Here is a 24012-nt window from a genome sequence, read left to right as displayed (position 1 = left end):
ATCGTTGCGTAGCTCAGAAATGGCAGATCCGCGATGACCAGAGCCTGTCGGCTTGCCCGCATGACGGCGCTGGCGTGATGGATCATATCATCGAGCGTGACAGGTAGCGTCGTGTCGTGGCCGAGCATTACCATGCCGAGAGAGTCACCGACCAGAAGCAGTGGAACGCCTGCACGTTCTGCAATCAAGGCAGATGAATAATCATAGACTGTCACCAAGGCGATGCGTTCGCCATCGTTTTTCATCTTTCCGACATCCGCAACCGTGATCCGCACACGCATCTCCACAAGCTTGTCCCGTTTGGACAGTGTTCAGGGAGGATGTTGTGACTCACTCGTGGCAGAACGCCAAATGCGGGCGAAGTCTCAGGTTCGTGTTCGCTCGGCATTCATGATGCAGCGATTGCGTCCTTCCTGCTTGGCCTGCGCCAGCGCGGCATCCGCTTCATGAATCAGATGTTCATAATCGGGGTGACCATCGAAAGTTGCGAGGCCGATGGAAACCGTGACTTTCGTCGTCCCCATCAAGGGCTTGTGGAAAACTTCGCTGCGGATGTGCTCCGCCACGCTGCTCGCTTCACGCTCGTCCGTTTCCACGAGAACGACAAGAAATTCCTCGCCTCCATGTCGGAAAACGAAGTCTCCGGGACGGCACAGTCCGCTGATGATTTCCGACACGCTACGCAGGATCGAATCACCCTGAGCATGACCGAAGCGGTCATTGATAAGGCGGAAGTGATCGATATCCACCAGCAGCACGGTCAGAGGGAGATTGTTTCTCAGCGCGAGCGTGACTTCGCGCGAAAGAATACTGGGAAGAAAGCGACGACTGAGAGTAGAAGTGAGGGGGTCGCGTCCGCCAGCTATCAGTTCATTTTCCGTGAACATATTGTTCAGGAGAAAGCCGATTTCCTGTTGGATTTCCTGCAGATTCTGGATTTCTCCCGGAGGGACGGGAAAAAGCTTTTCAATCCGGGGCAGAAGGTGGTGATCGAGTTGGTCGATCAATTCGTGAACTTTGGAAAAATCTGACATTTTTCCGAAAAGAGGCGTGCCCTTGTGGACCAGCCAAAGCCCGAAACCTGATTTTTCGAGAGTGGGCAGCGGTGGAGGGTGCGCGCAGCAGATCGCCAGAAGAATCTTGTGCCCCCAATCGAGCAACGCGGCTCTCTGGGCTTCTTTCTCCACTGCCAGATCCTGGCCGAGTGTGACGAGCCGACAGGCTTCGTCTGTGGCGATTTCCTTGCGGAAATCCTCCACAAATTCTCCTCCCATGATCTCCATCGCCATGTCGATCATGTTGTCCACATGCTGCACGACAGCGAGCAGCTCAGTCTGCAAGGGGAACTTCTCGAACAGCAGGGGACGTAACATGTCCTTCAGGATGCGTGCGCCATGTAGGACCAGACGCATGGGCACACGGATGCGGGCATGGACTGTACCTACCCGTTTCTGGAGCGCGATCAGAGCGGCCGGATCAGGGGGATGAAGCGAAAAAAGCGCCGTCAGCCACATCTTCAGGGCGTGCGCGAGCTGGTCCCGGACAATCTGGGTGGAGAGAAAGGCAGAGGCCGCTTCGTCATCAAGAAGAGCGGTATAGAACGTCTCCGCACAATGCTCTGCGTGTTCCCGGATGAGATGGGAGATTTCCAGACGGAGAGAAGGCTCGATCTGCCGAAGAATGGTACTCCATTCGATGATCGCACGGGAAGGCGCGTCACATATTGGCTGATGGGCAGCCCCGTCCACTCTGTTCTCCTGTTTCCGCTACAAAATGAGGGCTCGGCATTCGACGCAAATGCACGCATCTCGTCATTAGGAGTATTGGAGAGGCACATTAAAAAAAGTTTTATGCAGAGGGGCTGTCAGGTGACGGCGTCTTCAATCGCCTTGCGATAGTCGATCAGCGTGTTGGAGTGCCCCAGTTCGGTCGCGACGATCATCAGGCAGCCGATAATCATGGTGATCTTCGCACGCGCGGCGTCGGGTTCTTCTCTTTCCAGTGTCATCAGACGGCTCAGAGCGTGGGTTACGGTTGTCCGCATATCACCCATCGCGGCCGGATGACGCGCAAGGGTTGCAAACATCGCCTCCATTGTGGCCCGCGCATCGGCCGGAAGGTCGGGATCGGCCGTCATACGGCGCGCCTGCATGAGATTGCGGCCCAGTGTCATCAGGGAAAAAGCACCGCGCAGCAGGTCGTTCATCAGTTGACCGGCAATGCGGCCTCCGTTTGCAATGAGAATTTCCATATTTTCCACCAGCAGTCCCACCCACACCGGTTCTTCGACGCGCATGTCAGAACGACTGATGCGATTCAGCATGCGTTTGCTGGAATGAACGAATGCTGAGAGAAAGGATGACAGGCTGAAGGGCAGGACATGCCGGAAAATCAGAACGCCAAAACCTAGGCCGCACAACAGAGGCAGGCTGGTGTTGAGCCACTGGATCTCGTCGATGCGTCCGTGATTTTCGGGGCCGATCATATAGGGAAAGAAATTGACGAAGGAGGCGGCCATGGCGGCCGTCGCCGGGTTGCGGTTGGCAAGACCGCCGATCACCATCGGGATGCTGATAGCAAGGCAGAGCACCGGATAGTCGGAAGTGATGGGCATGACGAGAAAGACGGGGACAATGGAGAGAGCCACCGCCCATAATGCGCCATAGAGAAATGTCCGGCTGGCCAGCACCGTGTTGCTGAAGGACGCAAACCGGGCGCACACCACGGCAACAAACATGTCGAACATCGCGCCCTGTGGCCAGGCCGTGATTTCCCAGATCATCGCCCCGACGAGCACGGCAAGCCCAGAGCGCACGCCGTTAGCCCATGTCGCGCGCCAGTTGGGCGGCCGCACCAGCCGGGATTGGGCGGAGACGATAGCCTCAACCGGATCGCCCACATAGCAGGCAAGAAGATGGGCCAGTTCGTCCAGAAGCAGTCCGGTTCCTTGCAGGATGACCCGGTCACGGAGGACCGGAGACAGGTTCTCCTGGGGCACGATCAGTGCGCTTTCGATTGTCAGAGTGCGTTCTACATCGGCATGGCAGCGCAGTTTCAAAGCGCTCACTTCCTGTCGTAGCTGTATAAGAGAAGCGGGATCGGAAAGGCAGGCGGGTAGGCGGTCCAGCATATCGGTTACGGCATTCAGCAGGGCGGCCGACAAGCCCTGTGGCACATGGCCAGTAGCCGCGAGACGACTGCGCATGCCGACGCCACGCGATGTGAAGCGGGCGATCTGCCCAAGGGTGCCGCGGGCATTGCGGACCGCCGGTTCACCTCGTCCGGTCTCGATGGCGCTGAATTCCATGCGGTCATTCAGAGCAATCGCCATGGAAAGGATTTGATGGATGTCACTTTCCGGAGGAGAGCGTCCCATCAGAATGTCGCGCACGGCTTCCACCGACTGGGCAATGATACGGTCGAGCTGTTCGTGGATGGCCTTACGCGCCCTCTCAGGCACATTCGGCACGAAAATCATCGCCACCACCATTTCGCACACGACGCCGAGCAGGATGTAAGTGCCGCGTGCGACGGCGATATCGAACACCTGATCCTGCGCATCCACGGCTGAAATGGCGACGATGGCGCAGGTGTAGGCTGTCAGGACGAAGGCGTAGCTGCGGAAATTATGAACCAGTGTGCCACAGGCCGTGCACAGCCCGACCCACGTGGCCAGCAGGGGAAAGAACAGCCAAGGTTGCTGCGGCGTCATGGCTACGAGCGCCACGGCGGATGTGATTCCGGCCAGCGTGCCGATCACGCGCCAGTAGCCCTTGGAAATGCTTTCGCCGCGCGTGCCCTGTGCCACGATCCATGCGGTCATTGCGGCCCATTGCGGCTGCCCCAGCTCCATCCAGAAGGCGATGGCCAGCGCCAGAAGAGACGCCAGGGTCGTGCGCAGGGAGAAGCCCAGCGCAGCAAGGCGGGGAGCGAACAGCCAGCGCATGGAAGCGGGATCGATGCTCAGGCATCTGAAACAGCGATGGAAAAGATGCGTTGGCAGCAAAGGCATGGCTCCTCATGCCACGGCTTTTGACGCATCTCTACATATTCTGTCACACAAATGTGAAATGTCTTTCGGGTAGGCTTGGGGCGCTCACCTCGTTCCGTTAGAGTGCCCCATTATTTTCAGGGAGAATTCCATGCCCGATGGTCGGCTGGTGCTTGGAAACCGGCGTTATTCCTCGTGGTCCCTGCGGGGCTGGCTTTCCGTGCGTCTGGCAGGTCTTGATGTGACGGAAGAAGTTGTTCCATTGCGTAAGGCCGACAGCGCACCCCGCATTTCCGCGCTCTCACCCAGTGGCAAGGTTCCGTATCTGGAGCACTGGAACATCCGCGTGTGGGACAGCATGGCCATTGCGGAATACTGCGCGGAGATCGAACCTGCCCTCTGGCCGACCGACCCGGTTGAGCGCGCTCATGCACGGTCCATCTCAGCGGAGATGCATGCGGGTTTTCAGGGGGTTCGTTCCTCCATGCCGATGAATCTCGGGCGCGAAAACCGGCCACTGGCAGGTGGGATTTCCGATGCGGCGGCAAAAGACATTGCACGGATCGACGCATTATGGGTGGAAACGCGGGATATGTTCGGAGGAGAGGGCGATTACTTCTTCGGGCGGGATCTGACCAACGCGGATGTCGCGTTCGCTCCTGTGGTGGCGCGGTTCCTGAGTTATGGCGTCGCGCTTTCGCCCAAGGCGCAGGCCTATGCACAGGCGATCAGGCGGCATCCTTTGCTGAGGGAGTGGTATGACGCGGCAGCAGAAGAACCGACCGCGTGGCTTGTGGAGGATTTTGAAAACATTTCATAGGCTTGCCCCATCTTTTCTTAACTAAATACCATCAGTTAAGCCCGCTCTGATCTAAGGGATAGACGTTGCCATGCGTGAGCAAACGGTTCGTATTCCTGACGGTGATACGGAAGCACAGGACATAGATTTTCTCTGGTCGGCCATTGATGAAGTGCTCATCGTGGCTATCACGGATGCCAAGGGCATCATCACGCACGTGAACGACCGGTTTTGCCATATCAGCGGGTATGATCGGCACGAGTTGATCGGCAATACCCACCGCATTCTCAACTCCGGTTACCACAGCCCGGCCTTTTTCCGGAGCCTTTACAACACGATCAGCCGCGGCCGGATATGGCGCGGCAAGATCTGCAATCGCGCAAAAAGTGGCGCGCTTTACTGGGTGGCGACAACCATCATTCCACGCATGGATGAGGTGGGCCGTATCCAGTCCTATATCGCCTATCGTTTCGACGTGATCCACTTGTGGACGCGCTGAATCGTATCGGGTTTACCGAAAGTCTGATGGAGGAAACGCGCCAGATCACCGTCTCGGGGAGCGAGCGGACGATGGTGATGATCGATCTCGACGGTTTCAAGGAAGTCAACGACATTTACGGCCACGATGCCGGAGATACGGTTCTGGTCGAGATTGTCGAACGGTTGAGGCAGTTTGCGGGTCAGGATGCGATTATCGGACGGCTGGGCGGGGATGAATTCGCAATCATTCTCGAGGATTCCTGTCCGCCGAGGAAAATCGAATCCTGCCTCAAGCGGATGCTCGCCCTGATCGAACGTCCGGTCATGATTGGGGAAACCGGTGTCTCCGTCTCGGCAGGCATCGGCTACACTCACATCACCCGTACGGTTGCGGCGGTGCAGCAGTCTCTCAAAGACGCCGATCTTGCGCTTCTTCAGGCCAAGCAGGAGGGCGGAAAACGGATCGTGTCATTTACACCAGATCTGCGAAGTCGTGCCCGGCAGCATCAGTTGCTGATGGGGCAGGCGCGACAGGCGCTTGAGCGCGGTGAGTTCGAGCTTTATTACCAGCCTGTCATCGATCTTGCGAAAGGGTGCATCACGTTCTGTGAAGCGCTTTTGCGCTGGCACCATCCACAGTTAGGGCTGCTGACGCCCGTGGCTTTTTCCGATGTGTTCAGCGATTTCCAGATGGGCGTGCAACTGGGGCGTTTGGTGCGGGAAACGGTGGTGCGGGATCTGGCCGGATGGTCAGAAAACGGGCTCTACGACGGCGGTGTAGCGCTTAATCTCAGTGTGGCGGATTTCGGTGCAGACGGGCTGGCTGACGAGTTGTGCCGACTGACTCGCGAATATGCGGTGGCGCGTGAGAAAGTGAAGATCGAAATCACGGAGACCATCTTTCTGGGCGCGGGTCGCTCGGACCGTGTTCGTCGGGAGATAGACCGAATCGCGCGGGCTGGCTTTCCTGTCGCTTTCGATGATTTTGGAACCGGTTACGCTTCCATCAGCCACCTGCGCGAACTGCCACTGAGCCATATCAAGATCGATCGCAGTTTTATTGCCAACATCAAGGACGATGCGCGCGATCTGGCCATTACCTCTGGCCTTATCGGTCTTGCGCAGGGGATTCATCTTTCTGTTGTGGCGGAAGGGGTGGAAACGGTCGATCAGTTGAGAGTGCTGGACGATCTGGGGTGCACGGAATGTCAGGGCTTTTTGTTTGCGCGTCCTGTGCCGGCGGCGCGGGTGCCAGAGGCCGTGAGACAGGCTTGCCTCGTTCAGGCAGTCGCGCGCGATGAAGCGGGATCTTCTTTCGGAACGGAGGGAGGTGGATGCCGAATGTGATGGGCAACAAGGGGCACCAGCCAGTCCGTGAAAACCCGTAGTCGTACGGAGGCATGGCGTCGTTCGGGATAGAGCAGGGTGAGCGGAAGTGACGCGGCCCGCCAAGCGGGAAGTATTTCCACAAGTTCACCACGATCCAGCTGTGGTCTTACATCGTAGGCGGGAATCTGGATCAGGCCCAATCCCGCCACGCAGCAGGCAATCTGGGCTTCTGCACTGTTGACTCTTACGCGACTGCGTAAAGTTTGTGCGCGTACCACGCCATCTTCTTCCCATTCCCAGTCTTCAATGCGTCCGGTGGTGGGGGAAGCATAAGGCACGGCGAAATGCTCGCTCAGATCCTGTGGAGACATTGGCGTTCCGTGCCGTGCAAGATAAGACGGACTGGCGACGTTGATGATCTCAAGTCGTCCGATCAGACGTCCGATCAGACGTGAATCGGCAAGAGCGCCGACGCGCAGGGCACAGTCTACCCCTTCTTCAACCAGATCCATCGCCCGGTCGGTCACGCCAAGCATGACATCGATCCCCGGATGACGGTCGAGAAAGCCGGGGAGGGCCGGAGCCACGATCAGACGTCCGATGCGTCCGGGCATGTCCACCCGTATTAAACCCCGTGCGTCTTCAGGGGTGTGCCGAAACAGCCCTTCGGCCTCCTCCATGTCGCTCACGACACGGAGCGCGTGACCGTGAAACAGTCGCCCATCCGTTGTGAGGGCGACCTTGCGCGTCGTGCGGGCAAAAAGACGTGCGCCCACCCGTGCTTCCAGTTCTCGTATGGCAGTGGAAACGGAGGAGCGAGGCAGGTTCAGGGATATGGCCGCCTGCGAAAAACTGGAGGTTTCCGCCACACGCAGGAACACGCGAAAAAGATCGATCCGGTCCATGACAACGCTCCAATTGTTCGTAATTCACGACCAATGTTGTTAAGGAATGGATGATTTTTCGAGAGCTGTCGAACGCTAGGGTGCGGTTATCCAGATCAATCAGGGAGACAGCACATGGTGGATCATAGTCTGAAAGGAAAAACGGCTCTCATCGCAGGTGGCGCGAAGAACCTTGGGGGATTGATCGCCCGTGATCTTGCAGCGCACGGGGTGGCGGGGATTGCTATTCATTACAACAGTGATGCGGCGGCTCCTGACGCCAGGGCTCTTGTTGCAGAACTTACGAAACAGGGTGTGAAGGCCACAGCTTTTCAGGGAGACCTGACAACGGCCGCAGCAAACGCGAAACTGTTTGAAGAGTGCATTGCGTCTATCGGCAAACCCGATATTGCCATCAACACCGTGGGCAAGGTGCTGAAAAAGCCGATCCTCGAAACTGAGGAAGCTGAGTTCGACAGTATGATGGATGTGAACGCAAAAGCTGCGTTTTTCTTCATCAAAGAAGCGGGCCGTCATCTCAACGATAATGGCAAGCTGCTAACTCTGGTCACGTCGTTGCTCGGTGCCTATACGCCGTTTTACTCGACCTACGCTGGATCAAAAGCGACCGTCGAACATTTTACTCGCGCCGCATCCAAGGAATTCGGTGCGCGTGGCATTTCCGTGAACGCCATTGGTCCGGGACCGATGGACACGCCGTTCTTTTACGGTCAGGAAGCGCCGGAAGCTGTGGCCTATCACAAGACGGCCGCTGCACTTTCGGCATTCAGCAAGACGGGGCTGACGGATATTGAGGATGTGGTTCCGTTTGTGCGTCTGCTCGTATCTGAAGGTTGGTGGATGACAGGGCAGACGATTCTGGTGAATGGCGGTTATACAACGAAATAAAGCCATTCCGATCTGGTCCGATCCGTTCGGACCAGATCCGTTTTCATCAGGATCCATGAATGACCCGAGAGCCGACCGTCACGCATCTTTCTTTCCATGAGTGTGATGGATCTCGTGCTGGTGTGACCGGTTTCGCCGTCGTGTCATCTATGAAGAAGATCACGCGTTTCAACCGGCTGGACGCAACACACAGATGAACAGCCAATCCCTCGCTTCAGAAGCCCCAAGCCTGTGTAATGCGGAGCTTGTGGCGGTGGTGTTCGATCTGGAAGCAACAGGAGAAGGCGAACTCACTCCCGGTGTTCTGACAGTGCGCGCGGGAGAGGCGCTTCCGTCCGGACCGTTGCGAACGGATCATGCTTCCCTTCAGCGCGGTATGCGGCATTGGGTGGAGAGCCTGACCGGTTATCGGCTGGGTCATACGGAGCAGCTTTACACATTTGCCGATACACTTTCAGGCGGGGACATCACACGGCTTGTGCGGATTTCCTATCTGGCGTTGCTGAATCCCTCTGTCGATCCGCGAAACTGGCTGTCCATATATGAATATTTTCCATGGGAAGATCGGCGGAAGGAGGCGGAGGCAAATCAGGCGGGCAGCATTGCACGTCGCATGATGGCGTGGGCGTTGGACGATGCCACGCAGAGGACACGATGCGCTGTGGCGTTCGGTCTGGAAGGGCATGAATGGAACGACGAACTCGTGCTCCAGCGCTATGAACTGATGTGGCAGGCAGGACTTGTGCCGGAATCACCTTACGGAGTGGGGGAAAATACGATCGGCAGAGCTATGGAGCACGATCAGCGGCGCATCCTCGCCACGGCGCTTTCGCGTATTCGGGCAAAAATACGTTACACGCCCGCCGTGTTCGATCTTCTTCCCGAACGGTTCACGCTTTTTGCCGTGCAGCAGGCCGTGGAGGCACTGGCGGGACGGCCAATGCACAAACAGAACTTCCGGCGGTTGCTGCTGGGGCAGCAACTGGTAGAGGCAACGGACTCGCTGGATTCCAATGGTCACGGTCGGCCCGCGCGACTGTATCGTTTCCGGCGCGATCATGTGCAGGAGTGCTACCTGACGGGAGCGCGTCTGCCTTTGCCCTCATTGATCTGAAGGGAGCCTCACGCGGGCGTGGGGTGAGAGTGGTCTTGTATTCAGTTGCGTGTCCTCTATATGCTCAAAATGAGCATATAGAGGACTTCACTTATGGCGACGCTCGAACTGCCATCGCGGGACACACTCTTTGCACCGGTTGCCGGCCTGATGGCCCGTGCGGACTGGGAGCGGTTGTTTGCCGAGGACGTCGAGGCGATCCTGCGTCTCAAGCGTGAGCGTAATGCCGTGATCCTCGCTCATAATTACCAGACGCCGGAAATATTCCACGGCGTGGCGGATATCCGTGGTGACAGCCTCGCTCTGGCGCGGGAAGCGAGGGGGCTGGATGCCGAGGTCATTGTCATGGCGGGTGTCCACTTCATGGCCGAGACAGTGAAACTGCTCAATCCGGACAGGACTGTCCTCATCCCCGATACGCAAGCGGGGTGTTCGCTGGCCGAAGGGATTACGGCTGAAAATGTGCGGGCATTGAAAGCGGCATGGCCCGGCGTGCCAGTCGTGACGTATGTCAACAGCACGGCGGCGGTGAAGGCCGAGAGTAACGTCTGCTGCACGTCTGGAAATGCGCGCAGAGTTGTGGAAAGTCTCGGTGTACCGCGCGTTATCATGATTCCCGATGAATTTCTGGCCCGTAATATCGAGGCCGAGACAGGGATCGAGATGATTACGTGGCCTGCGCATTGCGAAGTGCATGAACGGTTCACACCGGATGAAATCCGGCAGTATCGTCGCCTTCATCGCGGGGTGAGAGTCATTGCGCACCCCGAATGTCCCCCTGAGGTGGTGGCGGAAGCCGATTTTTCGGGATCGACCGCGCAGATGATTGCGTATGTGTCGGAGAAGCGTCCGGAAAAAGTGCTGTTGGTGACAGAATGTTCCATGAGCGACAATCTGAGCGCGCTCTATCCGGAAACGCGCTTTGTGCGTCCATGCAATCTGTGTCCGCACATGAAACGCATCACGCTTTCCCGTATCCGCGTGGCACTGGAGACACTTCAGACCGAGGTCTTGATCCCGGCTGAATTGCAAGCACCCGCCCGTCAATCCGTCGAACGAATGCTGGCTGTCTGAATGCAGGGAAGGAGAACAGAGATGAGAGTGCCCTATCTTCCCGATGTCATGTGGGAGCCGGTCGTTCGTCATGCGTTGCTGGAGGATTTTGGCATCGGCGGGGACGTCACGACAGAGGCGTTGGGTTGTGCTGACAAGACCGTCGAAGCACGGTTTATCGCTCGGCAGGCGGGTGTGGTTGCCGGACTGTCGGCCGCTCGTCTGGCATTTGCGTTGCTCGATCCCTCTGTGCGTTTTGAGATCGGGATCAAAGACGGCGAAAGGATCGAGGCGGGGGATGTGCTGGCGATCGTGCAGGGACCGGCTCGCGCGGTTTTGGGCGGTGAGCGCACGGCGCTTAACCTCTTATGTCATCTCAGTGGAATTGCATCGACCACGCGCAGCATTGTCGATCTGGTGGAAGGGACAGGTGTGCAGGTGTGCTGCACGCGAAAGACTTTGCCCGGACTGCGCGCAGCACAGAAATATGCTGTGTTGGCAGGAGGCGGTTCCAATCACCGCTATCGGCTGGATGACGCCATTCTCATCAAGGACAACCACATCGCCTTGTGTGGCGGTAGCGTTGTCGCGGCAGTGGATGCTGCTCGCCTGCGTGCAGGACATCTGACGAAGGTGGAACTGGAGGTGGACACGCTGGAGCAGCTTGAAGTGGCTTTGGCGCATGGTGGCGTGGATGCGTTTCTGCTCGACAACATGACGGTCGCACAACTTCATCAAGCCGTGCAACTGATCGGTGGCCGGGCCATCGCGGAAGCGTCCGGCGGGATCACGCCTCACACAGCCCGCGCAGTGGCGGAAACAGGTGTGGACGTAATCTCGCTAGGTTGGCTCACGCAGAACGTGGCGGCGCTGGATATTGGTCTGGATATCGTGGAGGGGTAAAATTTCCCTATTTCCATAAAGAATTAAAGTGGAAACAGGGAAAAGATCAGAGGGTGGCGCTGAAAGCCATGCTGAAGACGGCTGCGTCCTTGAATATTTTCGTGCCTCCCAGCCGATTTATGTACTGGAAATCCGGCTGAATCGAGAGGCCCGGCACGATCTGGGCTGTATAGAAGAACTCGTAGATGTTCTCGTGTGATTGCACACCATAAGGCACACCGAAATTGGTGCTCTGAAATGGCAGGTCATAGGCAAGAGAAGCTCTCTGCTGACGGATGGCCGATTTACTGAAATCCGCCCACTGGAAAGTGAAGCCAAACATGTCGTGAGGCCGGTTCCAGTAATAACCGGTGTCGAGAATGGACACGGCAAAGCGTTGCTTCATGGCGGACGTTTGGCCGGAAGCGTAGCTGTACTGCAAGCCGAGCATCAGTCCGTTCATCGGCCCTTCGCCGTGACGGATGAACATCTGATCGACCATTGCCCACATGGAGGTCTGGCCGCTCTGCTTGCGGGCGGGTAGGCCAGTGACGACCCATGGGTGGCCGTGGATATCGGAATACAGGTCATTGTATTTCGAATTGTCGTACAGCGCGCCAACCTTGTAGTGGCCAATCAAGTGATTGGGACCAAACTCGGGGATCCATCCAAATTCAAGATGAGTGGAGAGTTTGCCCAGTCCATCCTGCGCCAGTGCCCAGCCGGAAATGCCACCGTTGTAGGAATGCGGCGACACGGCAAAAAGACCGCCCATGATGTAGAAATCGCGACGGGGCATCACGCGCAGCACGGTGCCGATGTTGCCCGAGGGCCAGTCACGACCACCGGCAACATATTTCGTCGGCGTGGTGTTGCCGCACATCCACACGTTCATGAAGGCGCAACCCCAGGGCGAGTTGTTGAAGAACGTCCCGGGAGGCATGACACCCACGGACCAGTCGATTCGGTTGTCCAGCCACGATTTTTCGAAATACATCCAGACCAGATGGGCCACCACGTTGCCACGTGCGCCGTAGATCTGCTGCACCTGGTTGGCGTGATCGCCTATCAGGCCGCTGAGATTGCGGCCATGACCGTTCACGGCCAGCATGTGCAGCCAGAGGTTTTTGGACCAATCTCCGCCATCGAGCAGTTTGTGCCAGTCAACATCGAGCGTCACGCCGGTCTGACCGGCGTCCGTTACGGCATGCGTTTTGCCGCCAATCGGGTTGCCGGAGAGGCTTTCATAGTCATTGATCGCCAGATAAAGCCCGCGTTTCTGAAGCCACGGTTGGATGCCGCCCCAGTCACCCAGAAGGTGATGCGTACCATAGGGCGAGCCGAAGGAGGGCGGTCCATAAGGCGACTCAAGAAATCCCGGAATGGCGTGATAGAGCGGCTCGATCGGCTGCTCTTCATCCAGCATGGCCGGTTCCGACACATATGCATCGTCTGGATCGCTGGAGCGCCGGGGAGATGTCTTGTTGATATGTGTGCCTTTGGCGGCCTGTGGCGCTCCGGGTGCGGGAGCGAGATGCACGACGCCGTCATCGGCCTCTGGTGTGGCGGCCTGTGCCTGTTCGCCACCACCAATACAGGCAAGCGCGAAAAGCGTGGCGCAGGTAGTGGTCCGCAAGCGGGGCGGTAGGACAGAAGCCGCTCGGGAGCGGCGTAGGCCGTCAAGGTTTGGAGACGCGCCACGAAAAGAAAAGCTCTTCATCAGTGCCGTGTCCTTGCCGTGGAAAAATCGTACATCGGAAGAGTATTGTTATTGTTTTTATTCATCTTCTTTGGTTCGTCCGGACTCTGGTGGTCTGGTCTGTTCCTTCCTGCAGGCAGAACAGAAAATTGTCTATCGTCGTTGCGGTCCGGAAGATAGATGGCGTGATGTATCGTTACGCACAGGGCGTGCGCTGACCCGAGGCTTTTTTCGGTTTCTTGAAATGAAGGCATTCAATTGTGTAATCCTTGTGGGCACATCGCGTCAAGAAATTTGATTAAATTTGCAATTAAGTATAAATTTTCATGTATTAATGGCATAAAAAATTACGTATATTGAAAATATAATCGAGTTTATTTTAGAAGTTATATGAATAAATTAATTTGCAATACAATTCTGTTTGAAAAAATTAAAAGTTATATTTTCATAGTGATGTATATTTGAAATATAAATATGTAATAAGGCTTTTTGCATGAGCGGAGAGGAGTTTTTCCTTTTTGTTTCAATTATATTTTCATCCAAAAGTGTGGACTGCAGTTGTTTTTGCAGATCCGGAATATTTTGTCGGCGCTTTGGCGCGCGCCCATACCTTGTTAAGCTTCCCCATGGGAGGACGACGCCAAGTTTGGTAGAGAGTCCATCGGTCGCAACATAGTGAGAGAGCCGAACGCATGAGCAAGATCATCCGCACCGAACCCAATCCGGTGCTTTCGAAAGCCGTGGAATATCATGGTTTTGTCTTTACGCAGGGCATGGTGGCCCGCGATCTGTCCTTGGATGTAACCGGGCAGACAAAGGACATTCTCGCCCAGTTCGACCAGCTTCTTGAGGAACACGGCACGGAGAAGACCCGCATTCTGCAGGCCCAGATCTGGCTGAAGAACATCGACGACCGTGGGGCGCTGAATGAAGTCTGGAGCGCATGGCTTCCGGAAAACGGCGCGCCAGCTCGTGCTTGTGTGGAGGCAAAAATGGCCGATCCGCGCATGCTTGTCGAGATCATGCTGATCACCACGAAGTGATCCGTGGCTGTCTCCGCTTCCTGCATGGAGGCGGAGACAGCCTGATCGGAGAACTATTTTCCGCGCGTCGTTGTTTTAGATAGATTTAACGGCGGGGCACGGCGTTGCTATGCCGGGTAGGTGACGGAAAACGACAAGAATCTTTTGTCATTTCCTGTCAGTGGTCATGGGATGTGTGGCGTTGTCCTCTCAGGAGAACGCATTTTTCATGTGAGGGAAAGACGAGATGGAGACGATTGCGGCGGTAGCATTCGAGGCCGGCAAACCTCTGGAAATCGAGCGTGTCCAGCTTGAAGGCCCCCGCGAGGGAGAGGTTCTCGTCGAGATCAAGGCGACCGGCCTGTGCCACACTGACAAATTTACGCTTTCCGGGGCGGACCCTGAGGGGCTGTTTCCCGCCATTCTTGGTCATGAAGGTGCGGGCATCGTGCGCGAAGTCGGCGCGGGCGTGAAGCATCTCAAGCCCGGCGATCATGTCATCCCGCTCTACACGCCCGAATGCCGGGAGTGTAAATCTTGCCTGTCGCGGAAAACCAACCTCTGTACCTCCATCCGCGCCACGCAGGGCAAGGGACTGATGCCCGATGGTACGTCGCGCTTCTCGTTCAAGGGGCAGCCGATCCATCACTATATGGGTTGCTCCACATTCTCGAATTTCACGGTCCTGCCCGAGATCGCGCTCGCGAAAATTCGTGAAGACGCGCCGTTCGACAAGGTTTGCTACATCGGTTGCGGCGTCACCACAGGTATTGGCGCGGTGATCTTCACAGCCAAGGTTGAGCCGAACTCCACGGTCGCGGTGTTCGGTCTGGGTGGCATCGGTCTGAATGTCATCCAGGGTGCGAAGCTCGTGGGGGCGGAGAAAATCATCGGTGTCGATATCAACCCGGCGCGTGAGGAAATGGCGCGCAAGTTCGGTATGACGCATTTCGTCAACCCCAAGGATTTGCCGGATGGGGATGTGGTGGGGCGTATCATCGAGCTGACGGACGGTGGCGCAGACTACACATTTGAGTGTGTCGGCAACACGACTCTGATGCGTCAGGCGCTCGAATGCGCTCATCGTGGTTGGGGCGTGTCCACTGTCATCGGAGTTGCCGGAGCGGGGCAGGAAATCAGTACACGGCCGTTCCAGCTTGTGACGGGACGCCGATGGATCGGCTCGGCTTTCGGCGGCGCGCGTGGACGCACGGATGTGCCCAAAATCGTTGACTGGTACATGGAAAACCGGATCAATATCGATGATCTGATCACGCACAAGCTGCCGCTTGAGCGAATCAACGAGGGCTTCGATATGATGTCCCGAGGCGAGAGCATCCGCACCGTCGTGGAATACTGAGCGGCAGGATGCAGCAAGAGGAGGAGCGCATGAGCCTCACCATAGCATCGCGGCATATATGCTGCGGCGGCGAACTCGGGTTCTACACGGTGCAGTCGGAGGCTCTTGGGCTTCCGACGACTTTCGGGGCGTTCATTCCTCATGGGGCATCGAAGGAAAAGCCGGTGCCCGTGCTCTATCTGCTGGCGGGGCTGACCTGCACACAGGAAACATTCCTCATCAAGGCCAACGCGGTGCGGTTCGCCGCGCAACATGGAATCGCGTTGGTCGCATGTGACACGTCACCTCGTGGAGCCAATGTGCCGGGCGAAACGGATGGCTGGGATCTTGGCGTCGGAGCAGGTTTCTACCTCGATGCAACGCAAGCGCCATGGCGGGCGCATTACCGCATGGGGACGTTCATTGGCTCGGAACTGCCCAAGCTGGTGGGACGTCATTTCGCGGTAGATGAGACGCGCCAGGGGATCATGGGACACTCCATGGGTGGTCACGGTGCGCTTGTTCATGCCTTGCGTGAGCCTGAGAAATGGAAGTCCGTTTCAGCGTTCGCGCCCATCGTTCATCCGAGTGCCGTGCCGTGGGGAGAAAAGGCGTTTACAGCCTATCTCGGCTCGGATCGCGCGAGTTGGGCGGCCTACGATGCCACAGAACTTTTGCGGGCGGGTCACGTCCATCCAACCACCATTCTTGTCGATCAGGGTGAGGCCGATCAGTTTCTCGAACGGGAACTTCAGCCGCATCATCTGGAGGAGGCGGCCAAAGCGGCGGGACAGAAGCTCACCTTGCGGCGGCAGGCGGGGTACGACCATTCGTACTGGTTCATTCAGTCTTTTATTGAAGACCATATGAACCATCATGCTGAGTTGTTGAAAAAGTAGGCCGCCGCAAAGTCTTCAGTTGTTTGCAAAAGAGTTCTGGAAATAGGCGGCAAGGCTGGTCTGACCCTTGTAGGGATGGGCAGGTTGTTCGTAGTGTCTGTCTATAAAAAGACCAGTCATGCGGACGTAGGAATGGGCAGCTTCTTCTGAAAAAATCGTCTGCCTATAGTGTGCAAGCCACGACTTTCTGGGGATGTCCTGCACGGCAACGGGACGTCTGAATAGGCGTGTAAAGACTTTCGCGACATCCGAAGCCGAATAATATTCCGGTCCTTCGATGTCGTAAATATTCATCCCTACTGCTGGTGCGTTCATAAGATGCGCAGCGAAGCGACCAACATCCTCTGGCGCAACCATGGGGACTTTCAGTTCAGCAGGCAGTAAGCAAGGAAAATATCCAGATGTTGCGGCGGTTCGTGCCAGCGGCAGCCAGTTGCTCATGTAATAGGCCGCGCGGATGATACTGAGCGGTTGATCTAACTTCTGTGTGCCTTGCTCGAACTCGTAGATCGCCGCAATGGTCACCGGGTTGTGCGCCGTAGGTTGATTGCAAAACAATTTTGTCGAATTCAATACCTTTGAGGGCCGTGAGGATGGAGTGAACCGTTCTGCGTTCTTCCTTGTCCGTATCTGTTGCAGGAGAAGCTGGCGAATTGAGTAAAAATATACGTCGAGCCTGACAGAATACATCATGTAGGGCAGATGTATCGGCAATATCCACTACAAAGACAGTGGCCCTTTTCGCGCCATGCCGCAGCTTTGGCCCGGTCGTGCGTTATGACGCCAACCTGGTGATGCGCTTGCAGAAAAGCAGTAGCGACAATGCTACCAACATGACCTGTGGCACCAAGTATAACGTGCATAACCCGTTTGTCTCCTCCGTGTGGGATACACCCGTAGGCTCTTACGACATGACGCGACAGGGCCGCAGAATTGAGTGTGGAATGTCGGTGGGCTTCCCGGTTTCGATCCGCTATAGGGGCGGGACCACGATTGCTCCGGGTGGGCGTGAAACGGAATGGTTGTCGCCGGATGCACCATTCTCCACGTGCATCAGGATTGATCCGTCCCGAGGAGAACCTGCATGCAGGCTGACGTTCCGGCCCGTTCTGCCGTTGTCGATCTGGGTTCCAATTCCGTCCGAATGGTTGTGTTCGATGGAATATCCCGCAATCCGGTGCCCATTTTCAATGAAAAGGCTGTCTTGCGGCTGGGGCGTGGGCTGACGGCCACCGGTCGTCTGAACGAGGACGGAATGGCGATGGCTGCCGATGTCATGCGTCGCTTCCATGCCATTGCCCGGGGAATGAATGCCGATCCGTTCGAGGTGCTGGCCACCGCTGCAGTACGGGACGCGACGAATGGCCCCGAATTTGTGGAGATGCTACGTCAGGTCATGCCCGGTGTGCCCATCCGTATCCTCTCCGGCATTGAGGAGGCGGATCATGCGGCGGTCGGGGTTCTGTGCGGTATTCCCGAAGCCGATGGGCTGGTGGCGGATATCGGGGGCGGGTCTCTGGAAGTTATCCGGTTGGACAAAGAGGGGCGCCACGACGCGAGCACTCTGCCGCTAGGGGTCATTCGTCTGAGTGATCGGGCAGAAGGCGATCTGTCGCGCGCCAAGGCGATCGCCGATGCCGATCTGGCGAGCGTGGAATGGCTGGAGGGCATGAAGGGGCGCACGCTCTATCTTGTGGGAGGCGCGTTCCGGGCGCTGGCTCGTCTGAATATGGCCCGCACCGATTACCCGTTGAACATCCTGCACTATTACACGCTCAATACGTCAGCGGCTCGGGAAATGACCGCGTGGCTCATTGGCTGTAACCGTAAAACGCTCGAAAAGTTGCCGAACGCGCCGCGTAAGCGTCTGGATGATGTGCCGTTTTCGGCAACCGTTCTGCGACGACTTATTCGCAAGCTGGAGCCGGAGCGCATCGTCTTCTGTGTCGATGGCCTGCGAGAAGGCTGGTATGCGTTGAATGTGGCGCCAAATCTGCAAGCGGAAGATCCGCTGGACGCCGTGGCGCGGGAAATGAGCGCCCGTCTGGGACGCAGCCGTACGCTTCCCGAGGCGCTGGTAGCATGGACTGCGCCTCTTTTCCCTGACGAAACGCCGCAGCAAGCGCGACTGCGCCGTGCGGTCTGCCAGATGTCCGATATCGGGTGCCACGACCATCCGGAATATCGGGCCGAGCAGACGTTTCTTCGCGTTCTGTGGATGCAGGGCGGCGGTTTCGATCATGAAGCACGGGCGGCGCTCGCGACGGCGCTTGCCTTGCGTTATGAGGGGGAGATCGATGCGCCGTGGCTGGCGCCAGCACGTGCGCTTCTGACAGAGGAGTTCCGTGACTGGGCCATGACGCTCGGGCTGGCTCTGCGCCTTGCCTACGCTCTCTGCGGCGGCACGGAGGTTCTTCTCGACGGCACGCATCTAGCGCGCGAACCGGACGCGCTACGTTTGTATCTCACCTCGGCGCGTGTGGCCGTTCGGGGTGATGCCGTGCGCAGGCGGCTTTCGCGTCTGGGACAGGTGATGGGGCTGGAGAGCCGTCTGGAAGAGGATGGCATGACGGACGCTGTGGCTTTCGCCTGAGACGCAACGCCGCGCTTTCGTACACGAAATTGCGAGGAGCACTTCTTCCCAAGGCAGCGTATGATCTCCATTCGACCGTCGTGGAAAGAAGACCGTCTTCCATGAACGGAGTAATTCCGGCGGGTGTCCGGAAGACTGTGATGGAGAGAGATGGTGAGTGCCCCAGACGGCATTTTCGCAATGCCGGTGCCTGCGTGTCCTGTGACAGCAGAGAAAGGACCGCCTGTCCGGGTGCTCGTAGTGGATGCTGATCCCATTGTGCGGGAGGCCATTGGGCAGAGGCTGGGACTGGCTGCTGAAACGGAAGTCTGTGCAGCGGTCGCGACGGCCGAGGACGCATTTGACGCCTTGGCCACATTGTCCCCCGACATCGTTGTTCTGCATGACGAACTTCCGAGGATGAGCGGGTTGCAGGTGACGCGCGCCATCATGGTGCGCAGGCCCACGCCCATTCTGATTGCCATGGACATGATGGCGCAGGATCCGGATTTGGCGTTCGAGTGCCTGCGTTCCGGTGCGCTGGGACTGTTGTCGCGTGCCCCAAGCTATCTTTCCTCACCCGCAGTGGTTGAGCGTATTGTTGCAGCCGCTCATGCGGCGCGGCCCTCTCGTGCTCAACCATCCACTCTTCCTCCTAAGGCCGCACCGCCGTTTCGCCCCGCTGATTTGCTGTGTTTTCTGGCAGCAGAAGGTGGACTGGGCGCCGTGCTACGTCTTCTGGGCGGGATGCCGGCCAAACCGGCACAAGCTGTCCTGCTCGCGGTTTCCATTCCGGCCATTCTGCTTGCCCCTTTTGTGGCATGGCTGAACGATGCGATGGAACAGAGCGTGGTTGTGACGGATGTTTCGGGACGGACGACGCTGACAAGAGGCGTGGTGCATGTCCTCTCCGCAAGCGATCTGGCGCAGTTGGTGCCGGGACCGCGTGTGGTGAGCATGGTGCGCAAGCAGGAGGGGGCAGCCGATCCCGCCTCGCGCAGCTTCGACGTGCTTCTGGCTTCTCTCGCCGGGTCGGTAGCCCGGCAGAGTTGTGTCGTTCTGATGGGGCACGCTGGCACAGCCGGGGCGGCTGGACTGCTGCTTGTGCATCAGGCGGACGGTCAGACCTTGGCGGAATATCCCTCGCTTTGTCCCTTTGCGGGAGCGCCGGGAGCGGCTTTGCGCATGGATGCGGTGGACGCCATTGGAACGGCGGATGAACTGGCCGAGGCTCTCTCACGGCTTCCTGCGCCGGAAAGCAACTCCGGCGCTGCCTGCATATGACCCATTCGTCTGCTGTGCTGCTTCTGGTGGAGAATGCCGCCACGCGCCGGGCAGGGCTCGCCGCCGTTCTTGTTGAAAACGGCCTTTCCGTCGAGACCGTCACAAGTGCAGAAGACGCGCTGGACAGTCTGGATCATTCTCTGCCAGCCATTCTCCTGACGGACCAGATTCTGCCGGGCATGAACGGTTGTCAGATGACGCGGTATCTGCGTCTCAACCGGGCGACACGTCCTCTGCCGGTCATTCTCCTGACGAACGGGAACGATCCCGATTTGGTGCGCGAGGCTCTGCTGGCAGGCGTGGATGCGTGTGTGCCACGTGAGACGGATGTCGCGTATCTCCTTGCGCGGATTGGCGTGTGTCTGCGTGGGTATCGCGCGTCCCATGCTCTGTTGCGGGAGCGCTTCCGTCGGCCAACGGTGGCGATCGTGACGGGACAGGATGGATTGCTGAAACATCTGCCGCACAAGAAGGGAGATAAAGGTCGATCCGGCACGTTTCCAGTGGTGGAACTGCTGAAAACCGATGGGCTGGAAGCGCTCCTACCACCTTCCACAACGCTGGCCACACCCGATCTGTGGCTAGGTGGCGTGGATTGCGTGATCGTCGATCTTACAACGTCGTCCTTCGATGCTTTGGCTCTTTGTCAGATGCTGGACCGGACGCGCCGGACCCAGCTTTCCGGCGCGGAAACGCCAGCCTGTCTGCTCGGGTTCGGAGGTGAGGAAACAGGTGATCTCGCCTATGCGATCGAGGCGTTCAAGGCCGGGGTGGATGACCTTGTTCCCTCCGATGTCACGCCTGAAAACCTCATTCTGCATGTCCGGGTTTTGTTACGCCGCAAGGCTATCCTTGATGAGAACCTGCGCAGCGCGGCCGAACGGGCCGCCCGGGACGAAGCGATGGAGGGCGCGCGGGCCAAGACCGTGCTCGCCGATGCGCTGGAACAGGCCAACGATGAATTGGCAAGCGCCAATCGCAAGTTGATCGACGCTCAGACGAAGCTCGTGCAGTCGGCCAAGATGGCGTCACTGGGCGAACTCGTGGCGGGAATCGCGCACGAGTTCAACAATCCACTGGCTTTCGTGATTGCCCATGAGGATACGGTTGCGCGTGCGCTTGAGCGTGCTGTTGCGGAACTGGAAGCCGGAAATGTGGAGATCGCCGGGGCCGTATTAGCGAAGGGGCGGGATCGGCTGGCCGCGACCTCGCTTGGGCTGGGCCGGATGCGCGACCTCGTGTCCAGTCTGCGCCGGTTCTCGCGATTGGATCAGGGCACGTTCGAGGACATCGACATGCCGGACGCGATCAACACCGTGCTGGCCCTTCTGGGGCCGAAGCTGACGGATCGCATCCGGGTTGAACTGGATTTTCAGGGACCAGCGGTTCTGAATTGTCAGGCGGCCCTTGTGCATCAGGTGGTCATGAACGTGATCAGCAATGCGGCCGATGCGCTGCATGCGCTCCCGTCTGACGATCCACGCGTACCGTGTATCCGCATTGGGACGCAGTGCGTGGAAGGACGAGAGGATCAGCCGGACATGTGGGTGGCCACCATTTGCGATAATGGCCCCGGTATTCCGCCTCTGATGCGTGAGCGCGTGTTCGAGCCGTTCTTCACCACTAAGCCGGTGGGAGAGGGGACGGGGCTCGGGCTGGCGACGGCTTACGGGATTGTGAAGGCCCATCACGGCAGCATAGAAGTTTCTGACTCCTCTGTGGGTGGCACCTGCTTCACCATAGCGATTCCCATGACCCAGCCCGGCACGTCCGTCGGAATGATCCCGTCCGTACCTGAAGGAGAAATTCGATGAGTGCCGGACTGCCTTCCCACCACTCTGCATCCGGCCCTCGGGGAACAATTCTGCTCGTGGATGACGAGGCGGAGATACTGGTCGCGCTGACGGATCTTCTTGAAGACGAGTTTTCCATCCTCACCGCCACCTCGGCGGCGGAGGCCTTTGCACTTTTGCAGGAGCATCCTGATACGGCCGTTATCGTTTCCGACCAGCGGATGCGCGATATGACGGGCGATGTGTTTCTGGCGCAGGCCCGACAAATGTCGGACGCTGGCACCATACTGCTGACAGGCTACGCCGATCTGGACACGGTTGCGGGTGCGCTCAACCGTGGTGCCATCACCTTTTGTGCCACGAAGCCATGGGATCCGGGAAGCCTGCGGGCGATGGTACGCGAGGCGGCCAATGCGTGCCGCATGCGTCGGACGCTGGCCACCGAACAGGCGTTGATGCGCAGTTTGTTCGACAATTTGCCCATGGGGCTGGCCATCACGGACGCACAGGGACGCATCACGCGGCTCAACGGTCTTGCCGCCGCTTCCTATGGCCGCCCTATGGAGAACTGTCTCGGCCATACGGAGGCCGAACTCCTGCCGGGGGAGACGCAGCGCGCCAGTGCGCTGTCAGGAGTGAGCGAGCCGATACTGGTGGCGCGTCCAGATGCCGATGGGCAGGAACGCTGGCATAGGATTTCCCGTGTGGCGCTTTCGGGTGACGGAGCCGAGGCGCGGCCGCCCGAAACCCTGTCGGTGCTGATCGATCAGGATGTGACCGATCTGATGGATATGGAGCGACGGGCCCGGCAGGCGGACAAGATGCAGGCGATCGGCACATTGGCCGGTGGCATTGCGCACGATTTCAATAATCTGCTTACGGCCATTCTCGGTTCGCTCGAACTCGTCACCGATTTGCAGCCGCCGACCGATCCCAATGTCGCGCGGCTGTTCACGAATGCGATGGACGCGGCGCGGCGTGGGGCGGTGCTGACGCAGAAACTTCTGGATTTCAGTCGTCCGCGCGATTTGAGCCGCAGGCCGGTGGATGTGCCGGAGTTGCTGGTGCAGATGCAGGGATTGCTGGCCCAGAGCATCGGCGGCGGAGGTAGCCGTGCCACTCCGGTGCATCTGAAATTGCCCGAGACACCATTGCCACGGGCCTCGACCGATCCCTCGTTGCTGGAAGTGGCATTGGTCAATCTGTGTCTCAATGCGCGTGACGCTCAGCCGCAGGGCGGGGACATCACCATTTCAGCGCACGCGGCCATTCTGTCGGATAAAAAGACCGAAAAGCGCGTGGTTGGCCGTTCCGGACGACCGCTTCCCGCTGGTACTTATGTGGTAGTCTCCGTGACCGATCATGGCGTGGGGATGTCGGAAGAGGTGCAGTCCCGTATTTTCGAGCCGTTCTTCACCACAAAGACCGTCGGCTCGGGCATCGGTCTGGGACTGCCGATGGTTTATGGGTTCGTGCAGCGCAACGGTGGCGATGTGTGTGTGTCCAGCACGCCCGGGAAAGGCACGTCCATCGAACTGTGGCTGCCCGCAGTCGTCTCTTCAAACGCTCCGGTGAAGGAGCCTGTCGTCGCCCGCAAACCAGATGAGTATCTGCGGAGCATTCTTGTCGTGGATGACGAACCGGCGGTTGCGGCTGTCACCGTGGGGTTTCTTTCGCGGGCCGGTTTCCGTGTTCTGGAATGCCATGGCGGCGCACAGGCGGTTGAACTCGTGCGTACACGTCCCGATATCGGCCTGGTTGTGATGGACCTGCTCATGCCCGGGATGAATGGCGATGAATGCGCCCGTCGCATCGGCACGTTGCGCCCGGATCTGCCGGTCATCTTCGTGACCGGCTTTGCCGACAGAGCGATCCTGCCCCCCGATGCTCGGGTGCTGGCCAAGCCGTTTACGTGAGAAGCATTGCTTTCGGATGTGACGGATCTGATTCCGAGCCGAAAATA

General features: G+C 58.1%; 20 protein-coding genes. 14 read left to right on the top strand and 6 right to left on the bottom strand.

The genetic code is table 11. The features are described 5' to 3' along the window. The 3 genes from KUA11_RS04755 to KUA11_RS04745 form a co-directional block, all read right to left on the bottom strand. Positions 1-275 (bottom strand): 3-methyl-2-oxobutanoate hydroxymethyltransferase (locus KUA11_RS04755; protein ID WP_368040926.1); only part of this gene is annotated, 275 nt, incomplete at its 3' end. Between the two features lie 90 nt (positions 276-365). Continuing rightward, positions 366-1748 carry a GGDEF domain-containing protein gene (locus KUA11_RS04750; protein WP_368040925.1) on the bottom strand — a complete coding sequence of 461 codons (1383 nt, stop codon included), beginning with the start codon at positions 1746-1748 and terminating at the stop codon, positions 366-368. A gap of 116 nt (positions 1749-1864) precedes the next feature. Further along, a complete protein-coding gene (locus KUA11_RS04745) occupies positions 1865-3946 on the bottom strand; it encodes an FUSC family protein (RefSeq protein ID WP_217409188.1) in 2082 nt (693 codons plus the stop codon). A 196-nt stretch (positions 3947-4142) separates the two neighbouring features. On the opposite strand from KUA11_RS04745, the gene KUA11_RS04740 reads away from it, so the two are divergent. The 3 genes from KUA11_RS04740 (at position 4143) to KUA11_RS04735 (ending at position 6617) form a co-directional block, all read left to right on the top strand. Then, a complete protein-coding gene (locus KUA11_RS04740) occupies positions 4143-4811 on the top strand; it encodes a glutathione S-transferase family protein (protein WP_217409187.1) in 669 nt (222 codons plus the stop codon). Positions 4812-4881: 70 nt separating this feature from the next. Next, positions 4882-5289: a PAS domain-containing protein gene (locus tag KUA11_RS17445; RefSeq protein ID WP_254454652.1), complete on the top strand. Its 408-nt coding sequence runs from the start codon at positions 4882-4884 to the stop codon at positions 5287-5289. Continuing rightward, positions 5277-6617, top strand: a complete 1341-nt coding sequence (locus KUA11_RS04735) for a putative bifunctional diguanylate cyclase/phosphodiesterase (protein ID WP_368040924.1) — start codon at positions 5277-5279, stop codon at positions 6615-6617. The genes KUA11_RS17445 and KUA11_RS04735 overlap by 13 nt, the downstream gene beginning before the upstream one ends. On the opposite strand, the gene KUA11_RS04730 is transcribed toward KUA11_RS04735, so the two are convergent. After that, positions 6551-7504 carry a LysR family transcriptional regulator gene (locus tag KUA11_RS04730; RefSeq protein ID WP_217409186.1) on the bottom strand — a complete coding sequence of 318 codons (954 nt, stop codon included), beginning with the start codon at positions 7502-7504 and terminating at the stop codon, positions 6551-6553. The two genes, KUA11_RS04735 and KUA11_RS04730, sit on opposite strands and share 67 nt — an antisense overlap. A gap of 114 nt (positions 7505-7618) precedes the next feature. Between KUA11_RS04730 and KUA11_RS04725 the strand changes: the two genes are divergently transcribed. The 4 genes from KUA11_RS04725 (at position 7619) to nadC (ending at position 11462) form a co-directional block, all read left to right on the top strand. Further along, on the top strand, positions 7619-8392 hold the full coding sequence (locus KUA11_RS04725; protein ID WP_217409185.1) for an SDR family oxidoreductase: 774 nt from the start codon (positions 7619-7621) through the stop codon (positions 8390-8392). Between the two features lie 193 nt (positions 8393-8585). After that, a complete protein-coding gene (locus KUA11_RS04720) occupies positions 8586-9506 on the top strand; it encodes an NUDIX hydrolase (RefSeq protein ID WP_217409184.1) in 921 nt (306 codons plus the stop codon). A gap of 93 nt (positions 9507-9599) precedes the next feature. After that, positions 9600-10580: a quinolinate synthase NadA gene (nadA, locus tag KUA11_RS04715; RefSeq protein ID WP_217409183.1), complete on the top strand. Its 981-nt coding sequence runs from the start codon at positions 9600-9602 to the stop codon at positions 10578-10580. 21 nt (positions 10581-10601) lie between these two features. Continuing rightward, positions 10602-11462 carry a carboxylating nicotinate-nucleotide diphosphorylase gene (nadC, locus tag KUA11_RS04710; RefSeq protein WP_217409182.1) on the top strand — a complete coding sequence of 287 codons (861 nt, stop codon included), beginning with the start codon at positions 10602-10604 and terminating at the stop codon, positions 11460-11462. 46 nt (positions 11463-11508) lie between these two features. On the opposite strand, the gene KUA11_RS04705 is transcribed toward nadC, so the two are convergent. Further along, positions 11509-13161 carry a carbohydrate porin gene (locus KUA11_RS04705; protein ID WP_217409181.1) on the bottom strand — a complete coding sequence of 551 codons (1653 nt, stop codon included), beginning with the start codon at positions 13159-13161 and terminating at the stop codon, positions 11509-11511. A gap of 671 nt (positions 13162-13832) precedes the next feature. On the opposite strand from KUA11_RS04705, the gene KUA11_RS04700 reads away from it, so the two are divergent. The 3 genes from KUA11_RS04700 (at position 13833) to fghA (ending at position 16400) form a co-directional block, all read left to right on the top strand. Beyond that, positions 13833-14183, top strand: a complete 351-nt coding sequence (locus KUA11_RS04700) for a RidA family protein (RefSeq protein WP_217409180.1) — start codon at positions 13833-13835, stop codon at positions 14181-14183. A 226-nt stretch (positions 14184-14409) separates the two neighbouring features. Then, positions 14410-15522 (top strand): S-(hydroxymethyl)glutathione dehydrogenase/class III alcohol dehydrogenase, encoded by a 1113-nt coding sequence (locus tag KUA11_RS04695; RefSeq protein ID WP_166313735.1) that lies wholly within the window; start codon positions 14410-14412, stop codon positions 15520-15522. A gap of 29 nt (positions 15523-15551) precedes the next feature. Further along, complete coding sequence (fghA, locus tag KUA11_RS04690) at positions 15552-16400, top strand: S-formylglutathione hydrolase (protein ID WP_217409179.1); 849 nt, start codon at positions 15552-15554, stop codon at positions 16398-16400. Positions 16401-16415: 15 nt separating this feature from the next. Here fghA and KUA11_RS17440 read toward each other — a convergent pair whose 3' ends face one another. Beyond that, on the bottom strand, positions 16416-16925 hold the full coding sequence (locus KUA11_RS17440; protein ID WP_254454651.1) for an NmrA family NAD(P)-binding protein: 510 nt from the start codon (positions 16923-16925) through the stop codon (positions 16416-16418). A gap of 559 nt (positions 16926-17484) precedes the next feature. Here KUA11_RS17440 and KUA11_RS04680 point away from each other — a divergent pair. The 4 genes from KUA11_RS04680 (at position 17485) to KUA11_RS04665 (ending at position 23965) form a co-directional block, all read left to right on the top strand. After that, complete coding sequence (locus KUA11_RS04680; protein ID WP_217409178.1) at positions 17485-18993, top strand: Ppx/GppA family phosphatase; 1509 nt, start codon at positions 17485-17487, stop codon at positions 18991-18993. A gap of 150 nt (positions 18994-19143) precedes the next feature. Then, a complete protein-coding gene (locus KUA11_RS04675; protein ID WP_217409177.1) occupies positions 19144-20256 on the top strand; it encodes a chemotaxis protein CheB in 1113 nt (370 codons plus the stop codon). Then, a complete protein-coding gene (locus tag KUA11_RS04670; protein WP_217409176.1) occupies positions 20253-22070 on the top strand; it encodes an ATP-binding protein in 1818 nt (605 codons plus the stop codon). The genes KUA11_RS04675 and KUA11_RS04670 overlap by 4 nt, the downstream gene beginning before the upstream one ends. Beyond that, complete coding sequence (locus tag KUA11_RS04665) at positions 22067-23965, top strand: response regulator (protein ID WP_217409175.1); 1899 nt, start codon at positions 22067-22069, stop codon at positions 23963-23965. Before KUA11_RS04670 ends, KUA11_RS04665 begins: the two co-directional genes overlap by 4 nt. The last annotated feature ends 47 nt before the right edge of the window (positions 23966-24012 follow it).

This window comes from Acetobacter estunensis (assembly GCF_019083805.1).
GTDB classification, from domain to species: domain Bacteria; phylum Pseudomonadota; class Alphaproteobacteria; order Acetobacterales; family Acetobacteraceae; genus Acetobacter; species Acetobacter estunensis_A.
The sequence above is the reverse complement of the archived record's forward strand: the minus strand, read 5'-3'. Positions and strand labels throughout refer to the sequence as shown.

Excerpts from the sequence above, each read along its gene's own strand:
- fghA (WP_217409179.1), top strand. The coding sequence starts at position 15,552 with ATGAGCCTCACCATAGCATCGCGGCATATATGCTGCGGCGGCGAACTC.
- KUA11_RS04695 (WP_166313735.1), top strand. The coding sequence starts at position 14,410 with ATGGAGACGATTGCGGCGGTAGCATTCGAGGCCGGCAAACCTCTGGAA.
- KUA11_RS04675 (WP_217409177.1), top strand. The coding sequence starts at position 19,144 with ATGGTGAGTGCCCCAGACGGCATTTTCGCAATGCCGGTGCCTGCGTGT.
- nadC (WP_217409182.1), top strand. The coding sequence starts at position 10,602 with ATGAGAGTGCCCTATCTTCCCGATGTCATGTGGGAGCCGGTCGTTCGT.
- KUA11_RS04670 (WP_217409176.1), top strand. The coding sequence starts at position 20,253 with ATGACCCATTCGTCTGCTGTGCTGCTTCTGGTGGAGAATGCCGCCACG.
- KUA11_RS04740 (WP_217409187.1), top strand. The coding sequence starts at position 4,143 with ATGCCCGATGGTCGGCTGGTGCTTGGAAACCGGCGTTATTCCTCGTGG.
- KUA11_RS04720 (WP_217409184.1), top strand. The coding sequence starts at position 8,586 with ATGAACAGCCAATCCCTCGCTTCAGAAGCCCCAAGCCTGTGTAATGCG.
- KUA11_RS04745 (WP_217409188.1), bottom strand. The coding sequence starts at position 3,946 with ATGCGCTGGCTGTTCGCTCCCCGCCTTGCTGCGCTGGGCTTCTCCCTG.
- KUA11_RS04705 (WP_217409181.1), bottom strand. The coding sequence starts at position 13,161 with ATGAAGAGCTTTTCTTTTCGTGGCGCGTCTCCAAACCTTGACGGCCTA.
- nadA (WP_217409183.1), top strand. The coding sequence starts at position 9,600 with ATGGCGACGCTCGAACTGCCATCGCGGGACACACTCTTTGCACCGGTT.
- KUA11_RS04730 (WP_217409186.1), bottom strand. The coding sequence starts at position 7,504 with ATGGACCGGATCGATCTTTTTCGCGTGTTCCTGCGTGTGGCGGAAACC.
- KUA11_RS04665 (WP_217409175.1), top strand. The coding sequence starts at position 22,067 with ATGAGTGCCGGACTGCCTTCCCACCACTCTGCATCCGGCCCTCGGGGA.
- KUA11_RS17445 (WP_254454652.1), top strand. The coding sequence starts at position 4,882 with ATGCGTGAGCAAACGGTTCGTATTCCTGACGGTGATACGGAAGCACAG.
- KUA11_RS04725 (WP_217409185.1), top strand. The coding sequence starts at position 7,619 with ATGGTGGATCATAGTCTGAAAGGAAAAACGGCTCTCATCGCAGGTGGC.
- KUA11_RS04680 (WP_217409178.1), top strand. The coding sequence starts at position 17,485 with ATGCAGGCTGACGTTCCGGCCCGTTCTGCCGTTGTCGATCTGGGTTCC.
- KUA11_RS04700 (WP_217409180.1), top strand. The coding sequence starts at position 13,833 with ATGAGCAAGATCATCCGCACCGAACCCAATCCGGTGCTTTCGAAAGCC.